The sequence below is a fragment of the Microterricola pindariensis genome, assembly GCF_002936985.1.
In the GTDB taxonomy this organism is placed as follows: domain Bacteria; phylum Actinomycetota; class Actinomycetes; order Actinomycetales; family Microbacteriaceae; genus Microterricola; species Microterricola pindariensis.
In genome coordinates this window covers 1-26,971 of record NZ_MPZN01000043.1, presented here as the reverse complement: position 1 = coordinate 26,971, position 26,971 = coordinate 1, and the positions used below count along the sequence as shown (strand labels likewise).

The window sequence follows — 26,971 nt, the reverse complement described above, 5'->3', positions numbered from 1 at the left end:
ATCGGCGGCATCTCGATCGAGTCGAGCACCTTCTCCCCGCACGTGAGCGGCGACGAGGCGTTCACCGAGCGCCGCGGCGACGTGCTGATCGGCTACTACCCGTTCATGGAGCCCGGCTCCGAGCTGCGCGAGGCGGCCGACTGGGTGCCGCTGCTGCAGGCCCGCTCGCTGCCAGGCGGCGCCGTCGCCCGCGAGACCTACGAGCGGCTGAAGGCCGAGATCCTCGCCGGCATCGCCGAGCAGGGCCCGTTCGACGCCTTCTACTTCGACATCCACGGCGCCATGAGCGTCGTCGGCATGACGGATGCCGAGGGCGACCTGGGCTCCGCCGTGCGCGAGGCGCTCGGCGCCGACACCTTCGTCTCCACCTCGATGGACCTGCACGGCAACGTCTCGCGCACCCTCCTCGACATGAGCGACCTGATCACCTGCTACCGGATGGCCCCGCACGAGGACCACTGGAACACCAAGCAGCGCGCCATCTTCAACATGCTGGAGCGCCTGCGCTCCTCCGTCGGCTCCGACGTCGACGCCCGCCGGCCCTACAAGGCCTGGCTGCCCGTCCCGGTGCTGCTGCCCGGCGAGAAGACCAGCACGCGCATCGAGCCCGCCCGCACCATCTACGCGGAGGTCCCCGCCTCCGAGGCCCGCGCCGGCGTCATCGACTCCTCGATCTGGGTGGGCTACGCCTGGGCCGACGAGGCCCGCTGCCAGGCCGTCGTCGTCACGACCGGTGACGACGTGGAGGCGATCCGCGAGGAGACCGAGCGCCTCGGCAAGCTGTACTGGGACGCCCGCGACGACTTCGCCTTCGTCGCCGACGCGCTGCCGCTGGCCGCGTCGATCGACGCCGCGCTCGCCTCGAACGCGGCATCCGACGCCCGCCCCTACGTGATCAGCGACTCGGGCGACAACCCGACCGCCGGCGGCGCGGGCGACGTCTCCTGGACGCTCGGCCAGCTGCTGGCCCGCCCCGAGTTCGCCGACGGCACGATCAACGTCGTGCACGCCTCGATCTTCGACGCCGCCGCGGTCGCACAGGCCGTCGCGGCCGGCGTCGGCGCGACGGTGTCGCTCGAGGTCGGCGGCCGCGTCGACGGCGGCCCCTCCGGCCCCGTTGCGATCACCGGCGAGGTGTTCTCCATCACCGAGGGTGACTCGGATGCCGGCACCCAGGTGGTCGTGAAGGCCGGCGGCGTGCACGCGATCATCACCGAGCGCCGCAAGCCGTTCCACCACATCGCGGACTTCACCCAGCTCGGCATCGACCCGAACAGCATGGACATCGTGTTCGTCAAGATCGGCTACCTCGAGCCGGAGCTCTACGCGCTGACCACCGGAGAGGCGGCCACGGGCTCCACCCCGGGCGAGCGCTGGAAGCTGGCCCTCACCCCCGGCGGTGTCGATCAGGACCTGCTGCGCCTCGGCCACTCCCACCTCGAGCCCGGGGTGTTCCCCTTTGACCCGAACGGCGCGCCGGAGCTGCGCGCCGTCATCACCCGCCGCACCGCAGACGGAATCGAGACGATCTGATGTTGAACTTTGAGAGCCGCGTCGGCCCCGACTTCGGCGCCAACGGCCCCAGCTACCCCGACGCCGGCGTGCCCGAGTGGTACCGCGACGCCAAGCTCGGCTTCTTCGTGCACTGGGGCCTCTACTCGGTGCCCGCCTGGGGCACCCCGACCGGCACCCGCAACGTTCCGGCCGAGGACGCCTACGCGCACCACCAGTACGCCGAGTGGTACGGCAACACCGTGCGCATCAAGGGCAGCCCCACCTGGGAGCGCCACCAGGACGTGTACGGCACCGGCACCAGTTACGAGGACCTCGCCGACCACTGGAACGCGGATGCCTTCGACCCGCAGGCCTTCGTCGGCAGCCTGGTCGACGCCGGCGCCCGCTACGTCATCCCGACCACCAAGCACCACGAGGGCTTCTGCCTGTGGGGCACAGAGACGACGCCGTTCAACGCCGTCAACCGCGGCCCGAAGCGCGACCTGATCAGCGAGATCGCCCGGGAGACCCGCGCGGCCGGAGCGCGCTTCGGCGTCTACTTCTCCGGCGCGCTCGACTGGCACGTCAGCGACTTCCCGCCGATCGAGTCGGACACCGACCTGTTCCGCTTCCGTCGCAACGACGAGAGGTTTGCCCGCTACAGCGCGGCCCAGCTCGAAGAGCTGATCGAGCGATTCGAACCCGACATCCTCTGGAACGACATCGACTGGCCCGACGGCGGCAAGGGACACGACCCCTACGCCGTCGCGGCCCTGCTCGAGCGCTACCTCGACGCCATTCCGCACGGCGTCGTCAACGACCGCTGGGGCGTGCCGTACCACGGCTTCATCACGCGCGAGTACCGGCACGTGGAGGACATCATCGAGCAGCCGTGGGAGTCCACCCGCGGCCTCGGCTACTCCTTCGGCTACAACCAGGTCGAGGGCCCGGAGCACACGCTCTCCGGCGACGCCCTCATCCGTCTGCTGGTCGACGTGGTGAGCAAGAACGGCAACCTGCTGATCAACGTCGGCCCCCGCGCCGACGGCTCCATCCCCGAGCTGCAGCAGCAGAGCATGGCCGCCATGGGCAGCTGGCTCCGCGGCAACGGCGAGGCCATCTACGGCACGCGGCCCTGGCGGCGCGCGGGGGAGTCCGGCCAGGCCGTCTCCTACACGCAGAACGCCGGAAAGCTCTACCTGCAGGCCAGCGACCCCGCCACCGGCGAGGCCGCCCTGCCCGCCGAGTACTGTGGGGGAACGGCCGTGCACTGGCTCGGCCAGGGCGGGTCCCAACCTGCCGAGGTGCTGGCGGCGACGCCGGGCAGCGGGGCGCGCCTGGTCGTGCCCGAGTCGCTCCGCGGCGAGGCCGTCGCGGTGGCCGTGCTCGCCGACCCGCTAGCGTGAGCAGCATGACCTCGAAGAAGCACTCGCTCGAACTTGCCGTCCAGGACATCGACGGGGCGCGCACGGCGCTCCGCTTCGGGGCGACCCGGATCGAGCTCTGCGGGGCGCTCGGCGTCGGCGGGCTCACCCCGTCGATCGGCGCGGTCGAGCAGGCCGTCGAGGCGGCCCAGCTGGCCGGAGCCGCCGACTTCGTGCACGTGCTGGTGCGCCCGCGGCCGGGCGGCTTCGTGTACACGGCGGACGAGGTCGACACGAGCATCCGCGACATCCGCGCGGTCCGCGCCGCCGGAGCGGCCGGCGTCGTGATCGGGGCGCTGACCGCGTCCGGTCTCGTCGACAAGGCCGTGACGGCCGAGTTGATCGCCGCCGCAGAAGGCATGCAGGTCACCTTCCACCGCGCCATCGACGCCGTCGAATCGCCGCTGCAGACCGCCGACGTGCTGGTCGGCCTCGGACTCAGCCGGGTGCTCACCTCCGGTGGCGCCGCGCGCAGCATCGACGGCATCCAGACCCTGGCCGCGCTCAAGGCGCACGTCGGCGATCGCCTGCAGATCATGGCGGGCGGCGGTGTGCGCGTCGAGGACATCGGCGCGCTGCTCGCGGTCGGCCTCGACGCCGTGCACCTCTCCGCCAAGACCACCGTCGCCGACCCCTCGCCGAGCGGGCCGGGCGGCGGCGCCCAGAGCTACGACAGGACCGACGCGGACATCGCCGCCGCGGCAGCCGCCGCCGTGATGGCCGCTACGCTGGAGCCATGACCCGCGACCCCGACGACGATGCCCTGAGTTGGGCCGGCGAAGACGATCCGACGCTCGAGGGCGCAGGCCCGAAGCCGGCGGAGAGCGGACTCGCACCCGGCTGGAAGCCGGTCGGCGGCCCCGGCAAGATCGCCGGGCCGAGCGAGGCAACGCCCGAGCCTGAGGCCCAGACCGAGGCAGAGGCACAGGATGCCGCGGGCGGCAGCTCCGTCGCCCTCATCGTGCTCGGCATCCTCGGCGGGGTCTACCTGCTCTACACAATCGGCTGGGCGCTCACGGCCGGCCGGATGCCGAACAGCGCCGCCGACCTGGTCGGAGGCTTCATGTTCACGCTCGGGCTCTGGCTCGCCGTGCTGGCACCGGCCGGCTGGTTCGCGCTCGTGTTCTGGCAGACGCGGGGGCGCACGCTCCGCCGCATCCTGCTGCTCGTGCTCGGCGCGCTCGTGCTGATCCCATTGCCGTTCATCCTCGGGACAGGGGGCGCATGATGAGTGCATCCATCGCGACCACTCCGGCCGAGCGCGGCACGCACACGCCGCTCTGGCTGGCGGCCACCATCGCCGTGTTCTTCGGCCTGTTCTACGCCTTCGACGTGTGGGAGGCCCTCGGCAACCTGCTCGCGATCCTGCAGAGCGCCAGCGCGCTCGACGTGCCGATCACCGCGTACGGCTGGATCGTGCTGATCGCGGCCCTGGTGCTGCCGCTGGCCCTGTTCGGGCTCGCGTTCTGGCTGGGCCGCAACCGTGGCGCGCTGGCCCTGGCGGCCTTCCTTTTCGTCGGCCTGTGCGTGTCCGCCGTCGCATATCTCAACATCATCGGGGTTTTCGCTTTTGGCCCGATCCTCGACTTCTCCGGGGCCTGATCCCACGTCACGAGCACCCCTGACGCTCCACTAAAGTGGGGGAGTATCAGCGCCCCAATGGCCGTGGCGCCCGAACCCGTCGTTCATTCCGCGTTCGATTCCGTCGCATCCGACCACAAAGGAAACTGATACATCGTGCCCAAGCCGATCGTGCTGATTGCCGAAGAACTGTCGCCCGCCACCGTCGATGCCCTCGGGCCCGACTTCGACGTTCGCTCCGTCGATGGAACCGACCGCCCCGCCTTGCTGGCGGCCCTCGCGGATGCCAACGCCATCCTGGTGCGCTCCGCCACCAAGGTCGACGCCGAGGCCATCGCCGCGGCGCCGAAGCTGCAGGTCATCGCCCGTGCCGGCGTCGGCCTCGACAACGTCGACATCAAGTCGGCCACGACGGCCGGCGTCATGGTCGTCAACGCGCCGACCTCCAACATCATCTCGGCCGCCGAGCTGACCGTCGGCCACATCCTGAGCCTCGCCCGCCACATCCCCGCCGCGCACAACGCGCTCGCGCAGGGCCAGTGGAAGCGCTCCGCCTACACCGGCACCGAGCTGTACGAGAAGACCGTCGGCATCATCGGCCTCGGCCGCATCGGCGCGCTGATCACCGCCCGCCTGCAGTCCTTCGGCGTCAACGTCATCGCCTACGACCCCTACATCACCTCGGCCCGCGCCCAGCAGCTCGGCGTGACCCCGGTCTCGCTCGATGAACTGCTCGAGCAGAGCGACTTCATCACCATCCACATGCCGCGCACGCCGGAGACGATCGGCATGATCAGCACCCCGCAGTTCGCGAAGATGAAGAAGTCGGCATACATCGTCAACGTCGCCCGCGGCGGACTCATCGACGAGGACGCGCTGCACACGGCGCTCACCGACGGCGAGATCGCCGGCGCCGGCCTCGACGTGTTCGTTACAGAGCCGCCCGTCGACTCGCCGCTGCTCGCCCTGCCGAACGTCATCGTCACCCCGCACCTGGGCGCGTCCACCGACGAGGCCCAGGAGAAGGCCGGCGTCTCCGTCGCCAAGTCGGTGCGCCTGGCCCTGGCCGGCGAACTGGTCCCGGATGCCGTCAACGTCGCCGGCGGCGTCATCGACCCGTACGTGCGCCCCGGCATCCCGCTCGTCGAGAAGCTCGGCCAGGTGTTCTCCGGCGTCGCGCACAGCAGCCCGCTGACCAGCGTCGACGTCGAGGTGCACGGAGAGCTCTCCGGCTACGACGTCAGCGTGCTCAAGCTCGCCGCGCTCAAGGGCATCTTCACCAACGTCGTCAGCGAGACCGTCTCCTACGTGAACGCGCCGCTGCTCGCCGAGCAGCGCGGCATCACGGTGCGCCTGATCACCGATGCCGTCTCCGACGAGTACCGCAACGTCATCACGCTGCGCGGCGCCCTGGCCGACGGCACGCAGGTCTCGGTCTCCGGCACCCTCACCGGCACCAAGCAGATCGAAAAGATCGTCGAGATCAACGGCTACGGCGTCGAGATCCCGATCGCCCAGCACCACATCGTCATGATCTACACCGACCGCCCCGGAATCGTCGCCGTCTACGGCGCCGAGTTCGGCGAGGCCGGCATCAACATCGCCGGGATGCAGATCGCCCGCCACGAGGCCGGCGGCCAGGCGCTCAGCGTGCTGACCGTCGACTCGCCCGTGCCGGACGGACTGCTCGCGACCGTGCGGGAGCGCATCTCCGCCGACGTCATGGTGGAGATCGACATCACCGAGTAGGACGCCTCGCGCCAACAGGGATGGCCCCCAGATCACGATCTGGTGGGCCATCCCTGTTTTGCGCGCCTCGCGCGGGTCGCGGGGGACTCGTCGGTCTAGTAGGCCCGCCGGAGCCGTATCGAGACCCGGTTGTCGGCGGGGGAGTGAGTCCCGTGCGGGGTCTCGATACGTTCGTTCCTCGCTACTCGACCAACGGTCGGGGCCCCGTCGCACTGTGGCTGGAGGGAGCGCCAGCGACCGAAGCCCTGAGCGACGCGCGGGTGCGGCAGGCGGCGGCGTCCGCTCGCTGTCAGGGCTTCGCTCCTTCGTCGCTCAGCCGCCGTGGGGCTGGGCGCCCGGCTGCGCGTGCGGGGGCGCCCGGCTGCGTCTCTCCGCACGTCGGCTGGAGGGAGCGCCAGCGACCGAAGCCCTGAGCGTCCCGCGGGTGCGGCAGGCGGCGGCGTCCGCTCGCTGTCAGGGCTTCGCTCCTTCGTCGCTCAGCCGCCGTGGGGCTGGGCGCCCGGGATGCGGCTCTCGAGCACGTCGGCTGGAGGGAGCGCCAGCGACCGAAGCCCTGAGCGACGCGCGGGTGCGGCAGGCGGCGGCGTCCGCTCGCTGTCAGGGCTTCGCTCCTTCGTCGCTCAGCCGCCGTGGGGCTGGGCGCCCGGCTGCGCGTGCGGGGGTGCGCGGGATGCGTCTCTCCGCACGTCGGCTGGAGGGAGCGCCAGCGACCGAAGCCCTGAGCGTCCCGCGGGCCGGCGGAGCGCGCCTAGCGCCGCCCGTGCAGGTGGTCGCGGTGCGTCTCGTCGCGCAGCACCGGGATGGTGCCCGTGACGGACTGCTCGTCGACCCAGCACTCGATGCCGTCGAGGTCGGGCATGCGGGACTGCGTGAACACCGGGTCGTGCCCGGCCCGGCGCTGGTTCGTGTAATCCTTCAGCAGGCGGAATGCGACCCCGGAGAGCAGCATGATCGCGATCAGGTTCACCATCGCCATCAGGCCCATGATGCCGTCGGCCGTGTTCCAGACGAGGTCGGCGGATGCCACGGAGCCGAACAGGATGACGGCCACTGCGACGAGCCGGTAGCCGGTCAGCACCGAGCGCTTCGTGGTGATGAACTCGATGTTCGACTCGCCGTAGTAGTAGTTGCCGAGGATCGAGCTGAACGCGAGCAGGAAGATGATCACGCTGAGCAGCACGTTCGACCAGGAGCCCAGGTTGGACACGATGGCGTCCTGGGTGAGTCCGATTCCGCGGCTGGCCCCGGCCAGGTCCGGCGTGGAGACGAGGATGATGAACGCCGTGATGGAGCAGATCAGGAACGTGTCGAAGTACACGCCGAGGGTCTGCACCAGGCCCTGCTTGACCGGGTGGGTGACGGCGGCGGAGGCGCCCGCGTTCGGGGCAGAGCCGAGCCCGGCCTCGTTGGAGAACATGCCGCGCTTGACGCCCGTCATGATGATCGTGCCGATCGTCGCGCCGATCACCTCGTTGTAGCCGAACGCCTGCGTGAAGATCGAGGCGAACACCTCGGGCAGCTTCTCGATGTTCATGGCCACGATGACGAGGCCGACGAGCAGGTAGAGCAGCGCCATCATCGGCACGACGGCCTGGGTGACGGAGGCGATGCGGCGCACGCCGCCGAAGACGACGAGCGCGGTCAGCGCGGCCAGGACGATGCCGATCGCCCAGCCGAGCCAGCCGGGCACCTCGCCGCCGAGGCTGGAGCCGATGGTCGCCGCGATCGTGTTGGCCTGCAGCGAGCTGAACGCGAGTGGGAAGCAGAGGATCAGGATGACGGCGAAGACGATGCCCATCCAGCGCGCCTTGAGGCCGTGCTGCATGTAATAGGCCGGGCCGCCACGGAACCCGGAGACGTCCTTGACCTTGTACGTCTGGCCGAGCGTCGACTCGACGAAGCTCGACGCGCCGCCGATGAACGCCATCGCCCACATCCAGAACACCGCGCCGGGGCCGCCGATCGCGATCGCCGTGCCGACACCCGCGATGTTGCCCACGCCGACGCGGGAGGCCGCGGAGATCGTGAACGCCTGGAACGCCGAGACCGATTGCGGCTTGCCGTCCGCGCCGCGCGGGGTCTTGTCGGTGAGGGTGCGGAACATCTCCGGGATCAGGCGAAACTGCACCACCCCGCTGCGGATCGTGAAGTACAGCCCGAGCCCGACGACGACGGGCAACACGATCCAGGTCCAGAACTGGTCGCCGATGGTCGCGACGAGGTCAGAGAGTACATCCATCTGCCCAGTATGACGGGGGCCGCCAAATGATGGGAATTCCTCGACAGTCCGGGCTCGGCGCGCCAGAAATGTCGCGTCGTGGTGTCGAATGGCCCGAGAGTCAGCTAACGTAGATCGGTACGCCACTGCACGCTTTTGCGGTGGCGAGAATGTGAATAGAGGAGGCCGGCAATGGACATCGACCTCAGCGTCCTGCGTCAGATGGAACGCGAGAAGGAAATCCCCTTCGACGAGCTCGTGGAGATTATCGAGCAGGCGATCCTGACCGCATATGTCAAGCACGTCAACCCCGAATCGCACGGTCACGTGGATCCGCAGGGAGTGCGCGTCGAGCTGAACCGGAAGAGCGGCCACATCGCCGTCATGGTTCCCGAGCTCGACGAAGCAGGCAACATCATCGGCGAGTCCGAGGATGTTCCCAATGACTTCGGCCGCATCGCGGCTTTCGCCGCCAAGCAGGTCATCAACCAGCGCCTGCGCGACCTCGCGGATGACGCGGTGCTCGGCGAGTTCCGCGGGCGCGAGGGCGACATCATCGCCGGCGTGATCCAGCAGGGCCCGAACCCGCGCATGATCCACGTCGACCTCGGCACGATCGAGGCGATCCTGCCCCCCGAGGAGCAGGTTCCCGGCGAGGAGTACAAGCACGGCCAGCGCATCCGCGTCTTCGTGACGAGCGTTGCCAAGGGGGCAAAGGGTCCGCAGATCACCGTGTCTCGCACCCACCCCTCGCTCGTGCGCAAGCTCTTCGCACTGGAGGTCCCCGAGATCGCCAGCGGCGTCGTGGAGATCGTCTCGCTCGCCCGCGAGGCCGGCCACCGCACCAAGATCGCCGTGCGGGCGACCGAGCCCGGCGTCAACGCCAAGGGTGCCTGCATCGGCGAGCTCGGCCAGCGCGTGCGCGCGGTGACCGCGGAGCTCAACAACGAGAAGATCGACATCGTCGACTACTCGGCCGACCTGCCCGCCTTCGTCGCCAGCGCACTGTCGCCGGCCAAGGTGACCAGTGCGTTCGTGATCGACGAGGCCACCAAGGCCGTTCGCGCGCTCGTGCCCGACTACCAGCTCTCGCTGGCGATCGGCAAGGAGGGGCAGAACGCCCGCCTGGCGGCGAAGCTGACAGGCGCCAAAATTGATATCCAGCCGGATTCGATCCTCGAAGACGACTGAGGGATATCAATTTTGGCGAAAGGCGGCAGCCCGCGACGCGCCAGCGTCGCTAAACCAAGGAATCCTCTGAACCGCACCAGCAAGGATGCGGTTCAGGGGTAACCACGGGGCCTGGGCTGCCGTCGACCTGCCGCCTGGCCCCGACACGCCAGGTCGGCCCGACTGAACAGTGAGTGCTACGATGGAACCCGTTAGAACGTGCGTTGCTTGCCGTTCACGCGCTCCGAAATCCTCACTTCTGAGGGTTGTTGCCCGGGAATCAGAACTTGTTGTCGATGACAATGCCGTTCTGCCGGGGAGGGGTGCGTGGCTGCATCCGACGATCGAGTGCTACCGCGTAGCAGTGCAGCGTCGGGCCTTCGGGCGTGCGCTGCGAGTGACGAGCGCACTCGACACGATCACCTTAGAGAACAGGCTGAATGGCACCGTGAACATCTAATGAGTAACAACTAATGAGCGGCTCAAAATGAGTCCCGTCCGTTACTAACGGTTTGCCCCTTTCCGGGTGCAGACCCGGAACAGGAGAATTGTGGCTGCAAATCCACGCGTACATGAGATCGCTACCGAACTCAATGTCGACACCAAGGCTGCCCTTGACAAGCTCAAAGAGATGGGCGAATACGTCAAGGGACCGTCTTCGAGCATCGCACCGCCGGTTGCTCGCCGACTGAAGGCTGCCCTCGAGGCCGCCGGACTCGTCGGAACTGCAACACCGGCGCCGGCCAAGCCGGCCGCTGCCAAGCCGGCACCCAAGGCTCCGACGCCTTCGGCCCCGGCCGAGCCCGTCACCGAGGCTGCCCCGGCAGCCCCGAGGCCGCCGGCACCCGTGCCGAGCGCCCCGATGACTGTCGCAGAGCGCCAGGCTGCCGCCGAGAAGGCCGCGGCTGACAAGGCTGCCGCCGAGAAGGCTGCTGCCGACAAGGCCGTCGCCGAGACCGCAACGGCCGACACGAGCGAGGCAGCCCCGGCTGCCGCCGAGAAGACCGACGCCGCGGCTCCCGCCCCGGCGGCAACGCCCGGCGCTCCGGCATCCTCGATCCCGCGCCCCGGTGCACCGCGCCCCGGCGCCCCCGCACCGCGACCGGGCAACAACCCCTTCGCCTCCAACCAGGGCATGGGCCAGCGTCCCGCGAACCCCCGCCCCGGCAACAACCCCTTCGCCAGCGCGCAGGGCATGGGCCAGCGCCCGACGCCGAGCAACATCCCGCGTCCCGCGGCTCCGCGCCCCGGTGCTCCCCGCCCCGGCGGACCCGGCATGGGCCAGCGCCCGGCCGGCTTCGGCCAGCGTCCCGGCTTCCAGCAGCGTCCAGGCACCCCGGGCGCCCGCCCGGCCGGCGGCGGCTTCCAGCGCCCCGGTGGCACTGGCGGTGCCCCCGGCACCGCAGGCGGCTTCGCTCCTCGCCCCGGCGGCGGAGCGGGCGGTCGTGGCCGTGGCCCCGGCGGTGGAACCGCTGGTGCGTTCGGTCGCGGTGGCGGCAAGAGCAAGGCACGCAAGTCGAAGCGGACGAAGAGGGCCGAATTTGAGATGAGGGAGGCTCCGTCGCTGGGCGGCGTGAGCGTTCCCCGTGGCAACGGCAGCACCGTCGTGCGCTTGCGCCGTGGTGCATCCCTCGCGGACTTCGCAGACAAGATCGATGCGAACCCCGGTTCGCTCGTGACGGTGCTGTTCCACCTCGGTGAGATGGCAACGGCCACGGAGTCGCTCGACGAGGCCACCTTCCAGGTGCTCGGCGAGGAGCTGGGCTTCAAGATCCAGGTCGTCTCCCCTGAAGAGGAAGACCGCGAGCTCCTTGAGGGCTTCGGCATGGACCTCGACCAGGAGCTGGAGAACGAGACGGACGAGGATCTCGAGATCCGCCCGCCCGTCGTCACCGTCATGGGTCACGTCGACCACGGTAAGACCCGACTGCTCGACGCGATTCGCCAGGCGAACGTCGTCGAGGGTGAAGCCGGTGGCATCACCCAGCACATCGGTGCCTACCAGGTGTGGACAGAGCACGAGGGCCACGAGCGCGCCATCACCTTCATTGACACCCCGGGCCACGAGGCGTTCACCGCCATGCGTGCCCGTGGTGCCCAGGTCACCGACATGGCGATCCTCGTCGTCGCGGCGGATGACGGCATCATGCCGCAGACCATTGAGGCGCTCAACCACGCCCAGGCTGCCAACGTGCCGATCGTCGTCGCGGTCAACAAGATCGACAAGCCGGAGGCCAACCCGGCCAAGGTCCGCCAGCAGCTGACCGAGTTCGGCCTCGTTGCCGAGGAGTACGGCGGAGACGTGATCTTCGTCGACGTGTCTGCCCGCAACGGCATCGGCATCCAGGACCTCCTGGACGCCGTGCTGCTCACCGCAGACGCCGGTCTCGACCTCCGTGCGAACCCGAACAAGGACGCCCGCGGTGTGGCCATCGAGGCCAAGCTCGACAAGGGTCGCGGCGCGGTTGCAACCGTGCTCATCCAGTCGGGAACCCTGCGCGTCGGCGACTCGATCGTCGCCGGTACCGCCTATGGCCGCGTGCGTGCCATGGCTGACGAGAACGGCGACGCCGTGCTCGAGGCCTACCCGTCGCGCCCGGTCCAGGTGCAGGGTCTCTCCAGCGTTCCGCGCGCCGGTGACACCTTCATCGTGACCGACGACGACCGCATGGCCCGTCAGATCGCCGAGAAGCGTGAAGCCGCAGAGCGCAACGCCCTGCTGGCCAAGGCTCGCAAGCGCATCAGCCTCGAAGACTTCACCCGTGCTCTCGAAGAGGGCAAGGTCGAGTCGCTCAACCTCATCATCAAGGGTGACGTCTCGGGTGCCGTTGAGGCCCTCGAGGAGTCGCTGCTCAAGATCGAGGTCGATGACAGCGTGCAGCTGCGCATCATCCACCGCGGCGTCGGTGCGATCACGGAGTCGGACGTCAACCTGGCGACCATCGACAACGCGATCATCGTCGGCTTCAACGTGCGCCCCGACACGAAGGCGCGCGAGCGTGCCGCTCGTGAAGGCGTCGACGTGCGCTTCTACTCGGTCATCTACAACGCGATCGACGAGATCGAGGGCTCGCTCAAGGGCATGCTCAAGCCGGAGTACGAAGAGGTCCAGTCGGGCGTCGCCGAGATCCGCGAGGTGTTCCGTTCCTCCAAGTTCGGCAACATCGCGGGTGTCATCGTCCGCTCCGGAACGATCACGCGCAACGCCAAGGCCCGCGTCATCCGCGACGGCATCGTCGTCGGGGACAACCTGGCCATCGAGTCGCTGCGTCGCTTCAAGGATGACGTCACCGAGGTGCGCACGGACTTCGAGGCCGGTATCGGCCTCGGCAAGTTCAACGACATCCAGGTCGGCGACGAGATCGAGACGATCGAGCTCAAGGAGAAGCCCCGCGCCTAGGTTCAGGCACGGAGCTCACCCTCTGTGACAATGGCCGAGTCAGATTCTCTCTGGCTCGGCCATTGTTCTCATTCTTTAAGTAGTTCCCACTGAGAGGAAAATGACCATGGTAGATCAGGCACGCGCCAAGAAGATGGCCGACCGGATCAAGGTGATCATCGCCAAGCGCCTCGAGCGCGGCATCCGCGACCCGCGCATCGGCTTCGTGACCATCACCGACGTGCAGATGACCGGCGACCTGCAGCACGCCTCCGTCTATTACACGGTGTACGGCAGCGACGAGGAGCGCGCGGACACCGCGGCAGCCCTCAAGGCCGCCACCGGCATGTTCCGCAGCGAGGTCGGCAAGAACCTCACCGCGCGGCTCACTCCGTCGCTCGAGTTCCTGCTCGACGCGATCCCGGAGAACGCCGCGCACATCGACGACCTGCTGCGGGAGGCGCGTGAGCGCGACACCGCCGTGGCCGGGCTGGCCGCCACCTCGGCCTACGCCGGCGACGAGGACCCGTACGTGAAGCCGCGCGAGATTGACGCGGACGACGACGCTGACGACGCAGACGCCGGCGACGACGAGGTCGATGCCACCGCGTAGGCCCACCTGCAGCTGTTCCCCAGCCCGTCATCCCGTTCCGCCCGCCCGGCATCCGCTAGGCTCGGGCGGGGGATGACGGGCTGGGGTCCGTTTCGGCAGCAGCGCCGTCCCGCGACACACGAGTTGGGGGTCACCGTGCGTACTGGCACTTCTTTGTCCTTTGTCGGCCTGGCGGTTGCCGCCACAATCGCACTGAGCGGTTGCTCTGGGGCGGGCGACGGTAGTGGCGGGGGCGACCTCAAGTACGAGGACAGCCCGCTCAGCGCCTTCACCTCCGCGCTCTGGGGAGAGATGGACCAGGCCAAGTACGACGAGCAGCAGGTCGAGGTCGAAAAGCTCGTTGCGGCCTGCATGAAGGACGAGGGCTTCGAGTACACGCCGAACACGCAGAACGGCAGCGTCGTCACCATGGGCAGCTCCGACATGGAGGAGCGCGAGACCGAGGAATGGGTCGCCAGCAACGGCTACGGCATGGTGCAGACCCAGGAGGAGATGGAAGCCCAGCAGGAGCAGGCCCCCGAGTACGTCGACCCGAACCAGGACTACCTCTCCACCCTCTCCGAGTCCGAGGTGAGCGCCTTCTACGAGACGCTGCACGGGCCGGGCCCCTCCGAGGAGGAGATGGCCGCGATGGAGGCGGGCGAGTCCTACGAGTACAACTGGGAGACCGGCGGATGCTACGGCGCAGCCCAGCACTCGACCCAGGACCAGGGGATGGAGGCCTACTCCGACCCGAAGTACCAGGGCCTGTTCGAGAAGATGGGCGCGATCTACACCACCATGCAGGAAGACCCCAAGATCAAGGAGCTCGAGCGCTCCTGGGCCAGCTGCATGGCGGATGCCGGCTACTCGGACTTCACCATGAAGCAGGACGCCTTCACCCTGATCTCCGAGGCGCAGAACGCCATCTACGAGACCATGGAGTACGACCAGGAGACCGGCGAGCCGCTCGGCGACAACACCGAGGCCCTCGCCGATCTGAAGCAACAGGAGATCGATGTCGCACTGGCCGACTTCCGCTGCTCGGAGAAGCTGAACTACATGCAGGAGACGTTGAAGGCCCAGTTCGCGCTGGAGACCCGCTTCGTCGAGGACAACAAGGCGGAGCTTGACGCCTTGCTCGCCGACTACGCGACGAAGAAGTAATGGGCAAGCGCAGCGGCAATCCGGACGAGTTCGCGGAGATTCTGGACCCCAACTCGGCGGGCTCGGGCGGCACAGCGGAGCAGGACCCCGCTGATCAGGCGCCTGCTGATCCGGACCCCACTGATCCGGACCCCACTGATCAGGCGCCTGCCGATCAGGCGCCCGTCGATCCGGCCGTCTCCGGCTGGCGCCGCGTGCTGCACGGCAACCGCGCCCTCTGGGTGCTGGCTGCCGTCGCCGTGGTCTCGCTCGTGGCCGGCGTCGCGCTCAGCGCGGTCATCGTCTCACCCGGCCAGGCCGCGGCCGACGCCAAGCCGCCGGAGCCCGGGCTGATCACCGTGCCCGTCGAGCTGCGCAGCCTGTCCAACGACGTGACCCTGCGCGGTGACGTGCAGTACGCCGACTCCGTCGAGGTCACGCTGGAATCCGGGGACCGCGGCGGGCCGGCCGTCGTCACGGGCCGCGTGCCGGAGGCCGGCGCCACGCTGGAACCCGGCTCCGTCGCCCTCGAGGTGGCCGGGCGCCCGGTGATCGTGCTGCCGGGGGAGCTGCCCGTCTACCGCAGCCTCCGCCTGGGCCTCGCCGGCCCCGACGTGACCCAGCTGAAGGACGCGCTGCGCTCGCTCGGCATCGACCCGGGCGGCTCGAACACCTTCGACGCCGCCACCGCCGCCGCGATCGGCGAGCTGTACGCCCGCGTCGGCTACCCGGCACCCGAACCGGCCGAGGGCAGCGCGGCGGCCGTGCGCGGCGCGCGCGACGGGGTCCGCTCGGCTGAGGAGGGCCTGGCCAGCGCGCAGCGCGCGCTCAACACCGCGGCGTCCGGGGCCTCAGAGGCGGTGCGGATCCAGCTGGACAACCGCGTGCGCAACGCCCAGCTCGCGCTCCACGCTGCGAACAACCCGCCCGCCGTGCAACCCGACGACCCGACCAAGCCCGCGGTGCCAGGCAAGCCGGATCCGCAGGCCGTCGCCGCCGCAGAGGGCGACCTCGCCTTGGCCATCGCCGAGCGCTCCGCCGGCCTGGCCGCGCCGGACACCAGCGGCGAGAACTCGGCCATCGGCTTCGCCCAGCGCGCCCTCGAGGACGCCCGGCTGGCGCTGACCGCAGCAGAGGAAGGAACGCTCACCTTCCTGCCCTCCAGCGAGGTGATCTACCTGGCCGGCCTGCCGCGCCGGGTCGACGAGGTGATGGCCAAGCGCGGCACCGTCTCGCAGGGCGCCGTGATGCGCGTCTCCGGCGCCGAGCTGGTGCTGGCGGCATCCGCGGCCGAGAGCGACGCCAAGCTGCTGACGATCGGCGACATCGCCACCGTGACGCTCGACGACACCACGCTCGAGGCGCGGGTCACCGCGGTCGAGCCGCGCAAGGCCACCGGCAAGGAGGCGGGCGCGCGCTACAACGTGAGCCTCGCCCTGGTCGACCCGACACCGGAGCAGGTGGCGTCGCTGCAGGGGCAGAACGTGCGCATCGCGATCCCGATCGGGGCGACGGCCGGCGAGGTGCTGGCCGTTCCGGCCGCGGCGCTGACGGCGGGCGCCGACGGGGAGTCCCGCGTCGAGGTGTACCTGCCCGGCGAGAAGGACACCCGGCTGGTGGCCGTGACAACGGGCCTGGCCGCAGAGGGCTTCGTCGAGATCAGCGGAGACATCGAGGAGGGCGAGCAGGTCGTGGTCGGCCGATGACCGACTCGCAGCGCCCGGACACCGTCGTCGAGCTCATCGACGTCACCCGCTCCTTCCCCGGCCCGCCGGAGGTGCAGGCGCTGAAGGGCGTGAACCTCGCTATCAACCGCGGCGACTACCTCTCCATCGTCGGCCCCAGCGGCTCGGGCAAGTCCACCCTGCTCAACGTGCTCGGCCTGCTCGACCGGCCGAGCGTCGGCGAGTTCCTGCTCGACGGGGTGCGCACCGGCGCGCTCAGCGAGGAGGAGCGGGCGGCGCTGCGCGGGCGCAGCATCGGCTTCGTGTTCCAGTCCTTCCACCTGCTGCCGCGGCGCACCGTGCTCGACAACGTGCTCATCTCCACCCTGTACAGCGGGGTGCCCCGGGCCGAGCGGATGCCGCGCGCCCGCGCCGCGCTGGACAGGGTTGGCCTCGGCCACCGGCTCGGGTTCCTGCCGACGACGCTCTCCGGCGGCGAGCGGCAGCGCGTCGCCATCGCGCGGGCCGTCATCGCCCAGCCCCGGCTGCTCCTGGCCGACGAGCCCACCGGCAACCTCGATGCGCAGACCTCCCGCGAGGTGATGGACCTGTTCGAGGAGCTGAACGCTGACGGGCTCACCCTCGTCGTGATCACCCACGACAGCGCGGTCGCCGAGCGGGCCCGCCGCGGCATCCGCATCGACGATGGCCGAGTGAGCGTGCTCCGATGACGCGCGCCGCGCTGTGGCGCACCTCGACGTGGCGCACTCCGACGTGGCTGGGTCGGCTGAAGAAGCCGTTCGGCAAGGCCGAGCGCCCGCCGCGCCCCGTGAACCCGGTCAAGCGCGCCGACCGCTTCACCGTGCAAGACCTGATGGTCGAGGCCAGCCACGGCATCGGCGGCCACACCGGGCGCCTCGTGATGACCACGATGGGAACGGTGCTCGGCATCGCGTCGCTCGTCGTGACGATCGGCTTCGCGCAGACCGCCGCCGGGCAGATCGCCCGCCAGTTCGACTCCGTCTCGGCCACCCAGGTGCTCGTGCAGCCGGGCAAGGCCGGCAACATGTTCGGCTCCGGCACGCCGAAGACCTCGCTGCCCTGGGACGCCCCGGAGCGGGTGGAACGCCTCGCCGGGGTGGAGAAGGCTGGCCTCGTCGGCCAGGTGGATGCCGCCGGAGCGCGGATCACCGCCGTGCCCGTCAACGACCCGTCGGCGCCGCAGAGCGCAGGGCCGCCGTTGCTGGCCGGCTCGGCCGGGCTGCTCGACGCCGTGCGCGGCTCCGTCGTGACCGGCCGATTCTTCGACGCCGGGCACGACGCGCGGGCCGACCGCGTCGTCGTGCTGGGCACCCGGGCGGCCGAGGAGCTCGGCGTGAACCGGGTGGATCGGCAGCCGGCGATTTTCATCGGCGACCGCGCCTACACGGTGATCGGCATCATCGACGGCGTGCAGCGCCGCACCGACATGCTGGACGCCGTCATCCTGCCGTCCGGCACCGCCAGGGCCGACTTCGGCATGGGCTCGGCCCAGGAACTGCACGTGCGCATCGCCATCGGGGCGGGCAGCGTCGTCGGCAAGCAGGCGCCGATCGCCCTGGACCCGAACACACCGGACAACTTCGACGTCATCGCGCCGCAGTCCGGCTCCGAGCTGCAGCAGAGCGTGCAGGCCGACGTCAACATCGTCTTCCTCGTGCTCGGGCTGATCGCCCTGCTGGCCGGCGGCCTCGGCATCGCCAACGTCACTCTGCTCTCGGTCTCGGAACGGGTCGGCGAGATCGGCCTGCGCCGGGCCCTCGGCGCCACTCGGCGCGAGATCCGGGCGCAGTTCACCGTGGAATCGGTCGTGATCGGCCTGCTCGGCGGCCTCATCGGCGCCGCCCTCGGCGTCTTCGCCGTGGTCGGGGTGTCGCTGGTGCAGCAGTGGACGCCGATCATCGACCTGCCGATGGTGCTCGGCTGCGCCGTACTCGGCGCCGTCGTCGGCCTGATCGCCGGGGCCTACCCGGCGGCGAAGGCCAGCAAGATCGAGCCGATCTCGGCGCTCCGCCAGGGGGTATAGCGCGCCTCCGGCGGCACGCTGGCTGCAGGTTGCTGGTTGCTGGTTGCTGGCTGCTGGCTGCTGCGCGTGGCCGCTGGCTGCTGGCCGCTGGCTGCTGCGCATGGCTGCTGGTTGCTGCGTGTGGCGGGTCTCGTCGGCCTGGTCGGCGAGACTCTCCGCAATCGGGTCGCACTCGTCGGCCCGCACCCGTCGGCTGAGCGAGCGAGGCCTCTCCACGTCGGCTGAGGGAGCGAGGCCTCTCCACGTCGGCTGAGGGAGCGAGGAACGAGCGACCGAAGCCCGGCTTCCAGCCCGACAGTCCTTTCGCTGGTTGAGCCCGTCGAAGCCATCGCCAGTCTCACGCCGTGTCAGGGCTTCGGTCGCTGGCGCTCCCTCCAGCCAGCGTGCTTCTCCCGGACTGTCGGTCCAGATGCCGCGCATCTCCCGTGTCGACCAGGCCCTCGCTTCACATCGGACGGGTTCGTCTCTCCACGTCGAACCAGCCTCTTCCCACGTCGGCTGGGCCCTCTCTCCACGTCGGCTGAGCTTCTCTCCCCACGTCGGCTGAGGGAGCGAGGAACGAGCGACCGAAGCCCGGTTTCCAGCCCGACCACGGCATCCCTTTCCGACGCTACCCCACCCCACCGACACTGCGTGGAAAGTTATCGACATCAGGCATTTTTCTCGGGAAATGCTTGCATTCCGCCGTAGAATAGGAGCATGGAAAACGCGGCGGGGCAGCTGGCAGAGGCACAGTCCCTCCTGGCCCGCGCACTCGCCGGATCCGACGAGCGGATGCTGCGCGACGACGCCCTGCTCGAGCTCACCGCGACGGCCGAGGCCGTCGGCCGGCTCGCCGACGCGCTCCGCCTCCGGGCCGCCGGGGAGGTCGCGTTCCGCTCCCGCCGGGAGCTCGGCGAGGACCGCCTCTCGGCGAAGAAGGGCTGCCGCAATGCCGTCGAGCTCCTGGCCCGGATCACGCTGGCCTCCGAGCGCACCCTCACGCAGCGGATGCGGCTCGGTGCGGCCGTGCGGCCCCGCACCGCGCTGACCGGCGACACGCTGCCGGCCCGCTTCGAACAGGTCGCGTCCGCGCTGGCGGCCGGCACCCTCGGTCACGACAGCGCCCTGGCCATCGTCGACACCCTCGACCCGATCCGCGGCCGGGTCGGCGACCTCAACGTCGAGCTCGCCGAGACCGCCCTCGTCGCGGCCGCCACTGGGCCGACCGTCGAATCCGCGCTGCCGTTCGGCGCCGACGAGGTCCGCGGGCAGGCCCGCGTCTGGGAGAGCGTCTTGGATGAGGACGGCACGATCCCGGCCGAGGAGCGGGCGATGGCCGCGCGCGGCATCAGCGGCGGGCTCACCCGGGACGGGCTGGTGCACCGCAAGATGGCGCTGCTGCCCGAGATCGACGCCAAGTTCGAGACGCTGCTGAACGCCTACCTGAGCCCGCGCTCGAAGCCCACCTTCAACGACACCGACCCGGACCAGCCGAAAGACCCCCGGGCGACCGCACAGGCCCGGCACGACGTCTTCGCCAGCCTGATCGACGGCGCCGCCCGCAGCGCGGACGCCCCGACGATGGGCGGCGCTGCCCCGACGGTGCTGGTCTCGGTGCGGCAGGCCGACCTCGATGCCCACAGCGGGTCCGGGTTCGTCGAGGGCTGCGAGGCGCCCATCTCACTGGGGGCGGTCGAGCAGTTCATCTGCGCCGGCGGGCAGCAGCACGTCTTGATCGGGGACGACGGCACGCTGGTCAGCTTGAGCACAACCGACCGGGTCTTCAACGCGCAGCAGCGGCGGGCGATCAGCCTCCGAGACGGCGGCTGCATCATCCCCGGCTGCTCCATCCCGGCCGCGTGGTCCGAGATCCACCACGTCATCGCCTACCGGGACGGCGGCGAAACCGAGACCTGCAACGGGGTGCTGCTGTGCTGGTTCCACCACCGCACGATCGAGACCAGCGGCTGGCGGATCCTGATGATCGACGGCGTCCCGTTCGTGAAGCCGCCGCCCTGGCTCCGAAATGGCCGCACCGACGCCGACACGGCCTGGCGAAGATCCACGAAGTCCCGCACCCAACTGGCCGACCTCCTCGAGCGCCAGCGGGAGCGCCAGCCCGTGCTGGTCGAGTAGAAGCCGCGGTCGGAACGAAACCCGTCCAACCCGATCCGGCGAGACGCTCAGGGCTTCGGTCGCTGGCGCTCCCTCCAGCCAACGTGAGGGAGGCGCGCCGACCGCCGACGCCCTCACCTCCAGTCATTGGACAGAGGCGCGCCGCGCGTCGCGCTAGCCGTGCGGCAGCGTGTACCCGCCCTCGGCGGATGCGACGGCCAGGCCGTCGGCGAGCAGCCCGGCCAACGCTCGGGAGCGCTGCGCGGCATCCGGCCAGACACTGTCGATCTCGGCATCCGTCACCGGCTTGTGGGCCGCCCGCAACTCCTTCATGATGAGCCCGCGCACCTGGCGGTCGGAACCCTCGTACTTCTTCTGCACCGCCTTCAGTGGGCCGAGGTAGGCGGGGGAGCCCGCGGCCAGCCAGGCGCAGCGAGCGCTCAGGGGGCACTGCCCGCAGCGCGGATTCCTGGCGACGCAGACGAGGGCGCCGAGCTCCATCATCCCGGCGTTGAAATCGTGGGCGGCGCTCTCGCCCGCGGGCAGCAGCTCCTCCATCGCGGCGAGGTCGCGGCCGCGGCTGGGCGGCGCGGGCTCGGCCTGCCCCTGCACGGCCCGGGCGATCACCCGGCGGGTGTTGGTGTCGACGACCGGATGCCGCAGGCCATAGGCGAAGGCGGCGACGGCCCGCGCGGTGTAGTCGCCGACTCCCTTGAGCGCGAGGAGGGCGTCGACGTCGCTCGGCACGACGCCGCCGTGCCGCTCGGTGATCTGCACGGCGGCCTCGTGCAGCCAGAGTGCCCGGCGCGGGTAGCCGAGGCTCGACCAGGCGCGCAGCGCCTCGGCTGGGGGAGACGCGGCGAGGTCGGCCGGGGTCGGCCAGCGCTCCAGCCATGCCTCGAGGTGCGGGATGACGCGGGCCACCGGCGTCTGCTGCAGCATGAACTCGCTGACCAGCGTGCCCCAGGCGCTGAAACCGGCCTCCCGCCAGGGCAGGGCGCGGCCGTTCTCGTGGAACCAGTCGACGATTTCGGTGGCGAGGCCGGCCTCGGGCGTCTCGCTCGTGGCAGGGCGCTCGGCGTTGTGGGGTGGAATGGTGCGCGTGCTCATCAGCTCCAGCGTAGGCGGCCCAGACAGGGGCGTGCGCGGCGTAGGCTCGGCTCATGGAACTCGTTCTGACCCCGCGCGTGCGTTTTCTGCGAGCCCTCGGCGACGAGATCATGCACAACTACGGCCACGGCCGCACGATCGTCGCGATCGACGGCGCGCTGCAGAGCGGCAAGACGGCCTTCGGCGACGACCTGGCCGCCGTGCTGACCGAGCGCGGCCACCCGGTGTTCCGGGCCAGCCTGGAGTGGTTCCATCGCTCCCGCGAGGAGCAGGCGAAATTCGGCGACGACACGGCGGAGCGCTACTACAACTACGGCTTCGACTACTCGCTGTTGCGCCGGGTGCTCGTCGAGCCGTTTCGGATGGGCGGCAGCACCGGGTTCGTGACGAAGGCGTTCGATCCCAAGCGCGGCATCCAGGTGCTGCCGAAGTGGCTGACCGGGCCCATCGACGCGACGCTGATCATCGACGGCCGCTTCATCAACCGGCCGGAGCTGCGCGGTCTCTGGAACTACAGCATCTTCCTCGACAGCGAGCCGTTGGAGGGGCCGGAGGGCGAGGCGGACAGGATCTACTTCAACGAGGCGCACCCGCGCACGCAGGCGACCGCCATCGTCGACAACCACGACCCTGCCCACCCGCGCCGAGTCTTCGCCGACAGCTGCTGAGCTGCCCGACTGTTGGCTTCGGTCGCTGGCGCTCCCTCGAGCCAACGTGAGTATGCACGTTCGCTGGAGGGCGCCGCGCCGTTCTCCGCACGAATACTGCACTCTCGAGCTGTTGGCTTCGGTCGCTGGCGCTCCCTCGAGCCAACGTGAGTATGCGCGTCCGCTGGAGGGCGCCGCGCCGTTCTCCGCACGCTGGCTCGAGGGCGCCGCGCCGTTCTCTGCACGTTGGCTCGAGGGCGCCGCGCCGCGACGAAGGAGCAGCGCAGCGCCCGAAGCCCCGGAGCCAACCCGCAACGGATGCCGCGGGCTTCCGTTGCGCGGCGGCGCTGTTGGCTTCGGTCGCTGGCGCTCCCTCGAGCCCACGTGAACATGCACGCCGGCTGGAGGCCGCCGCGCCGCGCAGGCTCAGACCGCGGCGGCGAGGCGGGCGAGGGCGAGCTCGGGGGAGAGGAACTCGCCCGTGCGCTCCACCTCGTGCACGAGGGCGGTGATGGCGGCGTTCATGGGCGTGGGGATGCCGGCCGCTGCACCCTCCCGCACGACGGCGCCGTTCAGGAAGTCGATCTCGCTCGGCTGGCCCCGGCGCAGGCTCTGCTGGGTCGAGCCGAGGTTCGGCACCGAGCCCATCCGCCACTTCATCGACAGCGGCAGGAACTGGCCGAGCGCGAGCGGCATCCGCACGAAGAGGCGCAGCCGGGCGTCGCTCAAGCCCTGCAGCGCGCCGAAGTGCACATCGTGGGCGATGGCAACCCGGACGGCCTCGCGCATGCTGCGGGTCATCGCCAGGCGCAGGCGCCGGTGGCCGACGACCTCCTGCACGGTCAGGCCGGTGATGGCGGGCAGGCCGTTCAGCATGTTGACGATGAGCTTGGTCCACTGCGCGCCGACGAAGTTGTCCTGCGCGATGACCGGCACGGCGCCGGAGAGCACCGCCTGCCAGTGCCTGGTCGCGGCATCCGCCGGCCCGGAGCCGCGCCCCAGATAGCTCGGCGCGGCGGTCGTGATGCGCACCTCGCCGGGCGTCGTGTAGTTCGCGGCGATGATGGCGAGCAGCCCGAAGCAGTCGGATGCCGGAAGCAGCCGCTCCGCGGTCGCCACCCCGTCGAGGCCGTTCTGCACGACGATGACGGGCACGCCGTCCAGCCCGCCGGGCACGCCCATGTTCTGGGCGAGGGCCGCCTCGGCATCCTGCGCCTTGGTGCAGAGCAGCAGCAGCTCGGGCCGCGCCGTCAACACCTCGGCCGCCGCGACCAGCGCCGTGCTCTCGCCGAAGCCGCCGCTCAACCGGATTCCGTGCTCGCGGATGGCCGCCAGCTGGGCGCCGCGCGCGGTCACCTCGACCTCATGCCCCGCCCGGCTGAGCAGCGCGGCAAAGGTTCCGCCCAGGGCTCCCGCCCCGATGACCGCAATTCTCATGTTTCGAGCGTAGGCCCTGGCCGGGGGCCGGGGCGGCGGGGGCCGGGGCGGCGGGGGAGCGCAGAGGAGCGGGGCGGAGGGCGGGGCCGCGCGCCGATGTTAGCCTTGCACTGTGAGCAGCAGCGGCATTCTTCTTGTTGACAAGCCGCAGGGCTGGACCAGTCACGACGCGGTCGCCAGGACCAGGCGACTGGCCGGCACCCGCAAGGTCGGCCACGCCGGCACCCTCGACCCGATGGCGACGGGCCTCCTCGTGCTCGGCATCGAGAGCTCCACGCGCCTGCTCACCTATGTGGTCGGGCTCGACAAGGAGTACTACGCGACCATTCGGCTCGGCGCGGCCAGCACCACGGACGACGCCGAGGGCGAGCTGATCGGCGAGGTTCCCGCCGCGGGCGCCACCGACATCGACCCCGCCCACATCACTGCCGGCATCGCCGCGCTCACAGGCGACATCGAACAGGTGCCGAGCTCGGTCAGCGCGATCAAGGTCGACGGCAAGCGGGCATACGCCCTGGTTCGCTCCGGCGAGGAGGTCGTGCTGAAGTCCCGCGCGGTCACCGTCTCGGCCTTCGAACTGCTCGGCAGCACCGCCGTCGACGGCTACCTCGACCTCGAGGTGCGCGTGGAGTGCTCCTCCGGCACCTACATCCGGGCCCTGGCCCGCGACCTCGGCGCCGCGCTCGGCGTCGGCGGCCACCTGACCGCGCTCCGCCGCACGCGCATCGGCCCATTCCAGGTGGCGGATGCCGGCGAGCTCGACTCCCTCGACGTCGCCAGCTCGCTGATCCCGCCGGCCGCCGCCGCCGCCCTGCTGTTCCCGGTCGTCGACCTGGACGCGCAGCAGGCCATCGACCTCGGCCACGGCAAGCGGATCGCGTTGGACGACGCGCAGCGCGCGGACACCGCGCCGGGACTCCGCGCCGCCATCGCCCCGGACGGCCGCCTCGTCGGACTGCTGGAGCTGCGCGGCAGCAACGGCAAGTCCGTCGTCAACTTCCCAAGCGATGCCCCGGCATCCGCACCCACGGACGCGGCACCCACCGACGCGGCATCCACCAACCCCGCACCGACCAGCCCCGAGGAGTCACCAGCGTGATCGAGTGGTTCACCTACCTGCAGATCGCTGTGGCCGTGGCGGCCGGGCTGCTCGCGATTGTGCGCGGGCTCGCCGGGCGCACCCCGAGCGACCTCGTGCTCGGTGCCCTCGGCATCGTCGAGCTGCTCCTGATCGTGCAGGTGGTCATCGCGATCGTCGCCCCGCTGACCGGCAACGACCCGAGCGGCAGCCTGCTGGAGTTCTGGGTGTACCTGATCTCGGCCGCGCTGCTGCCGATCGCCGCCGGTTTCTGGGCACTGATCGAGCGCAGCAAGTGGAGCACCGTGATCCTCGGCGTAGCCGCGCTCGCGGTGGCCGTCATGCTCTATCGGATGCTGCAGATCTGGACGGTGCAGGGTGTCTGAGCGCGTGGTTTCTGGGCGCCCGGCGCTGCTGCGATAATCGATGACTGTGACTGTTCAGCCTTCGCCCCGCCCCCGAGCCGCCCGCTCGAGCGGCATCGGCCGACTCCTCATCGCCGTGTACGCGGTGCTCGCCCTCGGCGCGGCCGGCCGCTCGGCCGTGCAGATCATCGAGCGCTTCGACACCGCCCCGCTCGCGTTCACGCTCTCGGCCATCGCCGCGCTCGTCTACTTCGTGGCGACGGTCGCCCTGATCGCCCCCGGCAAGGCCTGGAGCCGCGTCGCGTGGGCCGCGATCGGCTTCGAGGCGGCCGGCGTCCTCGTCGTCGGCGCGCTCAGCGTGGCCATGCCCCAGCTGTTCCCCGAGGCGACCGTGTGGTCGTTCTTCGGCATGGGGTACCTGTTCATCCCGCTCGTGCTGCCCTGGCTCGGCCTCTGGTGGCTCGCCACGGTGCGCCGCGCGGAGCGTGTCGCCGCGGCAGCCGAGGCCGCATGATGCAGATCTTCCACGGCATCGCCGAGGTGCCATCCGGGTGGCGCCGCTCCGCCGTGAGCATCGGCAAGTTCGACGGCGTGCACGCCGGGCACCGCGCGCTCCTCGACGCGATGCTCAAGCGGGCGGATGCCGACGCACTCGCCTCCGTCGCCGTCACCTTCGACCGCAACCCGCTCGAGTACCTCGCTCCAGAGAAATGCCCGAAGTCGCTCGTCAGCACGCGGCAGAAGCTCGACCTGCTGGCCGGGACGGGGGTGGACGCCACCGTCGTGCTCGCCTTCGACGAGACGCTGGCCAACCAGCCCCCGGAGGACTTCGTCCGCCTGATCCTGGTGGACGCCCTGCACGCGGCGCACGTGCTGATCGGCCGCGACTTCCGCTTCGGCGCCAGGGGCGCCGGCGACGCCGAGCTGCTCCGCGCGCTCGGCGCAGAGCTCGACTTCACCGTCGAGGTCATCGACGATGTGCACCCGGACGGCGATCGCCGCATCTCCTCCACCTGGATCCGTGAACTGCTCGCCGACGGGGACGTCGCCGGCGCTGGCCGCCTGCTCGGGCACATCCCGACCGTGCGCGGCGAGGTGGTGCACGGTGCCAAGCGCGGCCGCGAGCTCGGCTTCCCGACGGCGAACCTCACCCCGGACTCCGAGGGTCTCGTGCCCGCCGACGGCGTCTACGCCGGCTGGCTCGTCGACGAGGACGGCGTGCGCTACCCGGCCGCCATCTCGGTCGGCAACAACCCGACCTTCGAGGGCGTGCCGCAGAAGCAGGTCGAGGCTTACGTCATCGACGAGGAGCTGGACCTCTACGGCCACGAGGTCGAGGTCGAGTTCGCCGAGCGGATCCGCGGCATGGTGGCGTTCACCGGCATCGAGCCGCTGATCCAGCAGATGGCCGACGACGTCGTGCAGGCGAAGGCCCTGCTGGCCTGAGCGCCTCGTGGCCTCGTCGTCCGAGCGCCTGCTGGCCTGAGTGCCTCGTGGCCCGAGCGCCTGCTGGCCTGAGCGCTTGCTGGCCTGACAGCCGCTGGCCCGCGGTCCTCAGCTGCCCGGGACGTGCGTTCCGCGCCCGAACAGGAAGCGCAGGATCGTCTCGGCGTCGGAGTCGATGCTCTCCCCGCGCCCGACGCTCCAGTCCGCGTCGACCGCGTGCAGGCGCCGCCCGCGCACCGCGGCCCGCGCGGCGTATGGCGCACGCTGCGCCTGGTAGAGGGCGACGGCGCCGCTGCTGAGCGGGGCCAG

General features: G+C 70.5%; 23 protein-coding genes and 1 pseudogene. 20 read left to right on the top strand and 4 right to left on the bottom strand.

The features are described from left to right. The 6 genes from GY24_RS12410 to serA all read left to right on the top strand — a co-directional run. Positions 1-1,533 (top strand): M81 family metallopeptidase (locus GY24_RS12410; RefSeq protein WP_104476234.1); only part of this gene is annotated, 1,533 nt, incomplete at its 5' end. After that, complete coding sequence (locus tag GY24_RS12405) at positions 1,533-2,900, top strand: alpha-L-fucosidase (RefSeq protein WP_104476232.1); 1,368 nt, start codon at positions 1,533-1,535, stop codon at positions 2,898-2,900. The genes GY24_RS12410 and GY24_RS12405, both read left to right, overlap by 1 nt. A 5-nt stretch (positions 2,901-2,905) precedes the next feature. Beyond that, positions 2,906-3,658: a copper homeostasis protein CutC gene (locus tag GY24_RS12400; protein ID WP_104476240.1), complete on the top strand. Its 753-nt coding sequence runs from the start codon at positions 2,906-2,908 to the stop codon at positions 3,656-3,658. After that, positions 3,655-4,146 carry a hypothetical protein gene (locus GY24_RS12395; protein ID WP_104476228.1) on the top strand — a complete coding sequence of 164 codons (492 nt, stop codon included), beginning with the start codon at positions 3,655-3,657 and terminating at the stop codon, positions 4,144-4,146. The genes GY24_RS12400 and GY24_RS12395 overlap by 4 nt, the downstream gene beginning before the upstream one ends. Further along, positions 4,146-4,520, top strand: a complete 375-nt coding sequence (locus GY24_RS12390; RefSeq protein ID WP_104476226.1) for a bacitracin resistance protein — start codon at positions 4,146-4,148, stop codon at positions 4,518-4,520. The genes GY24_RS12395 and GY24_RS12390 overlap by 1 nt, the downstream gene beginning before the upstream one ends. Positions 4,521-4,655: 135 nt before the next feature. Beyond that, a complete protein-coding gene (gene serA, locus GY24_RS12385; protein ID WP_104476224.1) occupies positions 4,656-6,248 on the top strand; it encodes a phosphoglycerate dehydrogenase in 1,593 nt (530 codons plus the stop codon). A 748-nt stretch (positions 6,249-6,996) separates the two neighbouring features. Here the strand turns inward: serA and GY24_RS12380 are convergent. Beyond that, positions 6,997-8,487 (bottom strand): alanine/glycine:cation symporter family protein, encoded by a 1,491-nt coding sequence (locus tag GY24_RS12380; RefSeq protein ID WP_104476222.1) that lies wholly within the window; start codon positions 8,485-8,487, stop codon positions 6,997-6,999. A 171-nt stretch (positions 8,488-8,658) separates the two neighbouring features. On the opposite strand from GY24_RS12380, the gene nusA reads away from it, so the two are divergent. From nusA to GY24_RS12330, 9 genes are all read left to right on the top strand, one after another. After that, entirely contained in the window at positions 8,659-9,657 is a 999-nt protein-coding gene (gene nusA, locus GY24_RS12375; RefSeq protein WP_104476220.1) for a transcription termination factor NusA, read from the top strand. Positions 9,658-9,838: 181 nt separating this feature from the next. Then, on the top strand, positions 9,839-10,096 hold the full coding sequence (locus tag GY24_RS12370) for a YlxR family protein (protein WP_083363485.1): 258 nt from the start codon (positions 9,839-9,841) through the stop codon (positions 10,094-10,096). 90 nt (positions 10,097-10,186) lie between these two features. Continuing rightward, positions 10,187-13,036: a translation initiation factor IF-2 gene (gene infB, locus GY24_RS12365; RefSeq protein WP_104476217.1), complete on the top strand. Its 2,850-nt coding sequence runs from the start codon at positions 10,187-10,189 to the stop codon at positions 13,034-13,036. 106 nt (positions 13,037-13,142) lie between these two features. Then, on the top strand, positions 13,143-13,628 hold the full coding sequence (gene rbfA / locus GY24_RS12360; protein WP_104476215.1) for a 30S ribosome-binding factor RbfA: 486 nt from the start codon (positions 13,143-13,145) through the stop codon (positions 13,626-13,628). A gap of 153 nt (positions 13,629-13,781) precedes the next feature. After that, positions 13,782-14,774 (top strand): hypothetical protein, encoded by a 993-nt coding sequence (locus GY24_RS12355; RefSeq protein ID WP_104476213.1) that lies wholly within the window; start codon positions 13,782-13,784, stop codon positions 14,772-14,774. Next, a complete protein-coding gene (locus tag GY24_RS12350) occupies positions 14,774-16,459 on the top strand; it encodes an efflux RND transporter periplasmic adaptor subunit (RefSeq protein WP_233279345.1) in 1,686 nt (561 codons plus the stop codon). Before GY24_RS12355 ends, GY24_RS12350 begins: the two co-directional genes overlap by 1 nt. Further along, positions 16,456-17,148: an ABC transporter ATP-binding protein gene (locus tag GY24_RS12345; protein WP_104476210.1), complete on the top strand. Its 693-nt coding sequence runs from the start codon at positions 16,456-16,458 to the stop codon at positions 17,146-17,148. Before GY24_RS12350 ends, GY24_RS12345 begins: the two co-directional genes overlap by 4 nt. Beyond that, complete coding sequence (locus GY24_RS12340; RefSeq protein WP_104476208.1) at positions 17,145-18,482, top strand: ABC transporter permease; 1,338 nt, start codon at positions 17,145-17,147, stop codon at positions 18,480-18,482. The genes GY24_RS12345 and GY24_RS12340 overlap by 4 nt, the downstream gene beginning before the upstream one ends. A 699-nt stretch (positions 18,483-19,181) precedes the next feature. Further along, positions 19,182-20,600: an HNH endonuclease signature motif containing protein gene (locus tag GY24_RS12330; RefSeq protein ID WP_104476204.1), complete on the top strand. Its 1,419-nt coding sequence runs from the start codon at positions 19,182-19,184 to the stop codon at positions 20,598-20,600. Between the two features lie 153 nt (positions 20,601-20,753). Here the strand turns inward: GY24_RS12330 and GY24_RS12325 are convergent, their stop codons facing one another. Next, positions 20,754-21,689 (bottom strand): HhH-GPD family protein, encoded by a 936-nt coding sequence (locus GY24_RS12325; protein WP_104476202.1) that lies wholly within the window; start codon positions 21,687-21,689, stop codon positions 20,754-20,756. A 53-nt stretch (positions 21,690-21,742) separates the two neighbouring features. On the opposite strand from GY24_RS12325, the gene GY24_RS12320 reads away from it, so the two are divergent. Continuing rightward, positions 21,743-22,357, top strand: a complete 615-nt coding sequence (locus GY24_RS12320) for a nucleoside/nucleotide kinase family protein (RefSeq protein ID WP_104476200.1) — start codon at positions 21,743-21,745, stop codon at positions 22,355-22,357. Positions 22,358-22,762: 405 nt separating this feature from the next. Here GY24_RS12320 and GY24_RS12315 read toward each other — a convergent pair whose 3' ends face one another. Next, entirely contained in the window at positions 22,763-23,773 is a 1,011-nt protein-coding gene (locus GY24_RS12315; RefSeq protein WP_104476197.1) for a ketopantoate reductase family protein, read from the bottom strand. A 112-nt stretch (positions 23,774-23,885) separates the two neighbouring features. Between GY24_RS12315 and truB the strand changes: the two genes are divergently transcribed. The 4 genes from truB to GY24_RS12290 are packed head-to-tail and all read left to right on the top strand — an operon-like array spanning position 23,886 to position 26,662. Further along, positions 23,886-24,872 (top strand): tRNA pseudouridine(55) synthase TruB, encoded by a 987-nt coding sequence (gene truB, locus GY24_RS12305; RefSeq protein ID WP_104476195.1) that lies wholly within the window; start codon positions 23,886-23,888, stop codon positions 24,870-24,872. Next, positions 24,869-25,237, top strand: a complete 369-nt coding sequence (locus tag GY24_RS12300; protein ID WP_083363500.1) for a hypothetical protein — start codon at positions 24,869-24,871, stop codon at positions 25,235-25,237. The genes truB and GY24_RS12300 overlap by 4 nt, the downstream gene beginning before the upstream one ends. A 40-nt stretch (positions 25,238-25,277) precedes the next feature. After that, complete coding sequence (locus tag GY24_RS12295; protein ID WP_104476193.1) at positions 25,278-25,730, top strand: hypothetical protein; 453 nt, start codon at positions 25,278-25,280, stop codon at positions 25,728-25,730. Then, the gene (locus GY24_RS12290) at positions 25,730-26,662 is read left to right on the top strand and encodes a bifunctional riboflavin kinase/FAD synthetase (protein ID WP_104476236.1); all 933 of its coding nucleotides are present in this window, start codon (positions 25,730-25,732) and stop codon (positions 26,660-26,662) included. The genes GY24_RS12295 and GY24_RS12290 overlap by 1 nt, the downstream gene beginning before the upstream one ends. A gap of 108 nt (positions 26,663-26,770) precedes the next feature. Here GY24_RS12290 and GY24_RS17685 read toward each other — a convergent pair. Next, positions 26,771-26,971: pseudogene (locus GY24_RS17685) on the bottom strand (hypothetical protein); the annotation flags it as partial.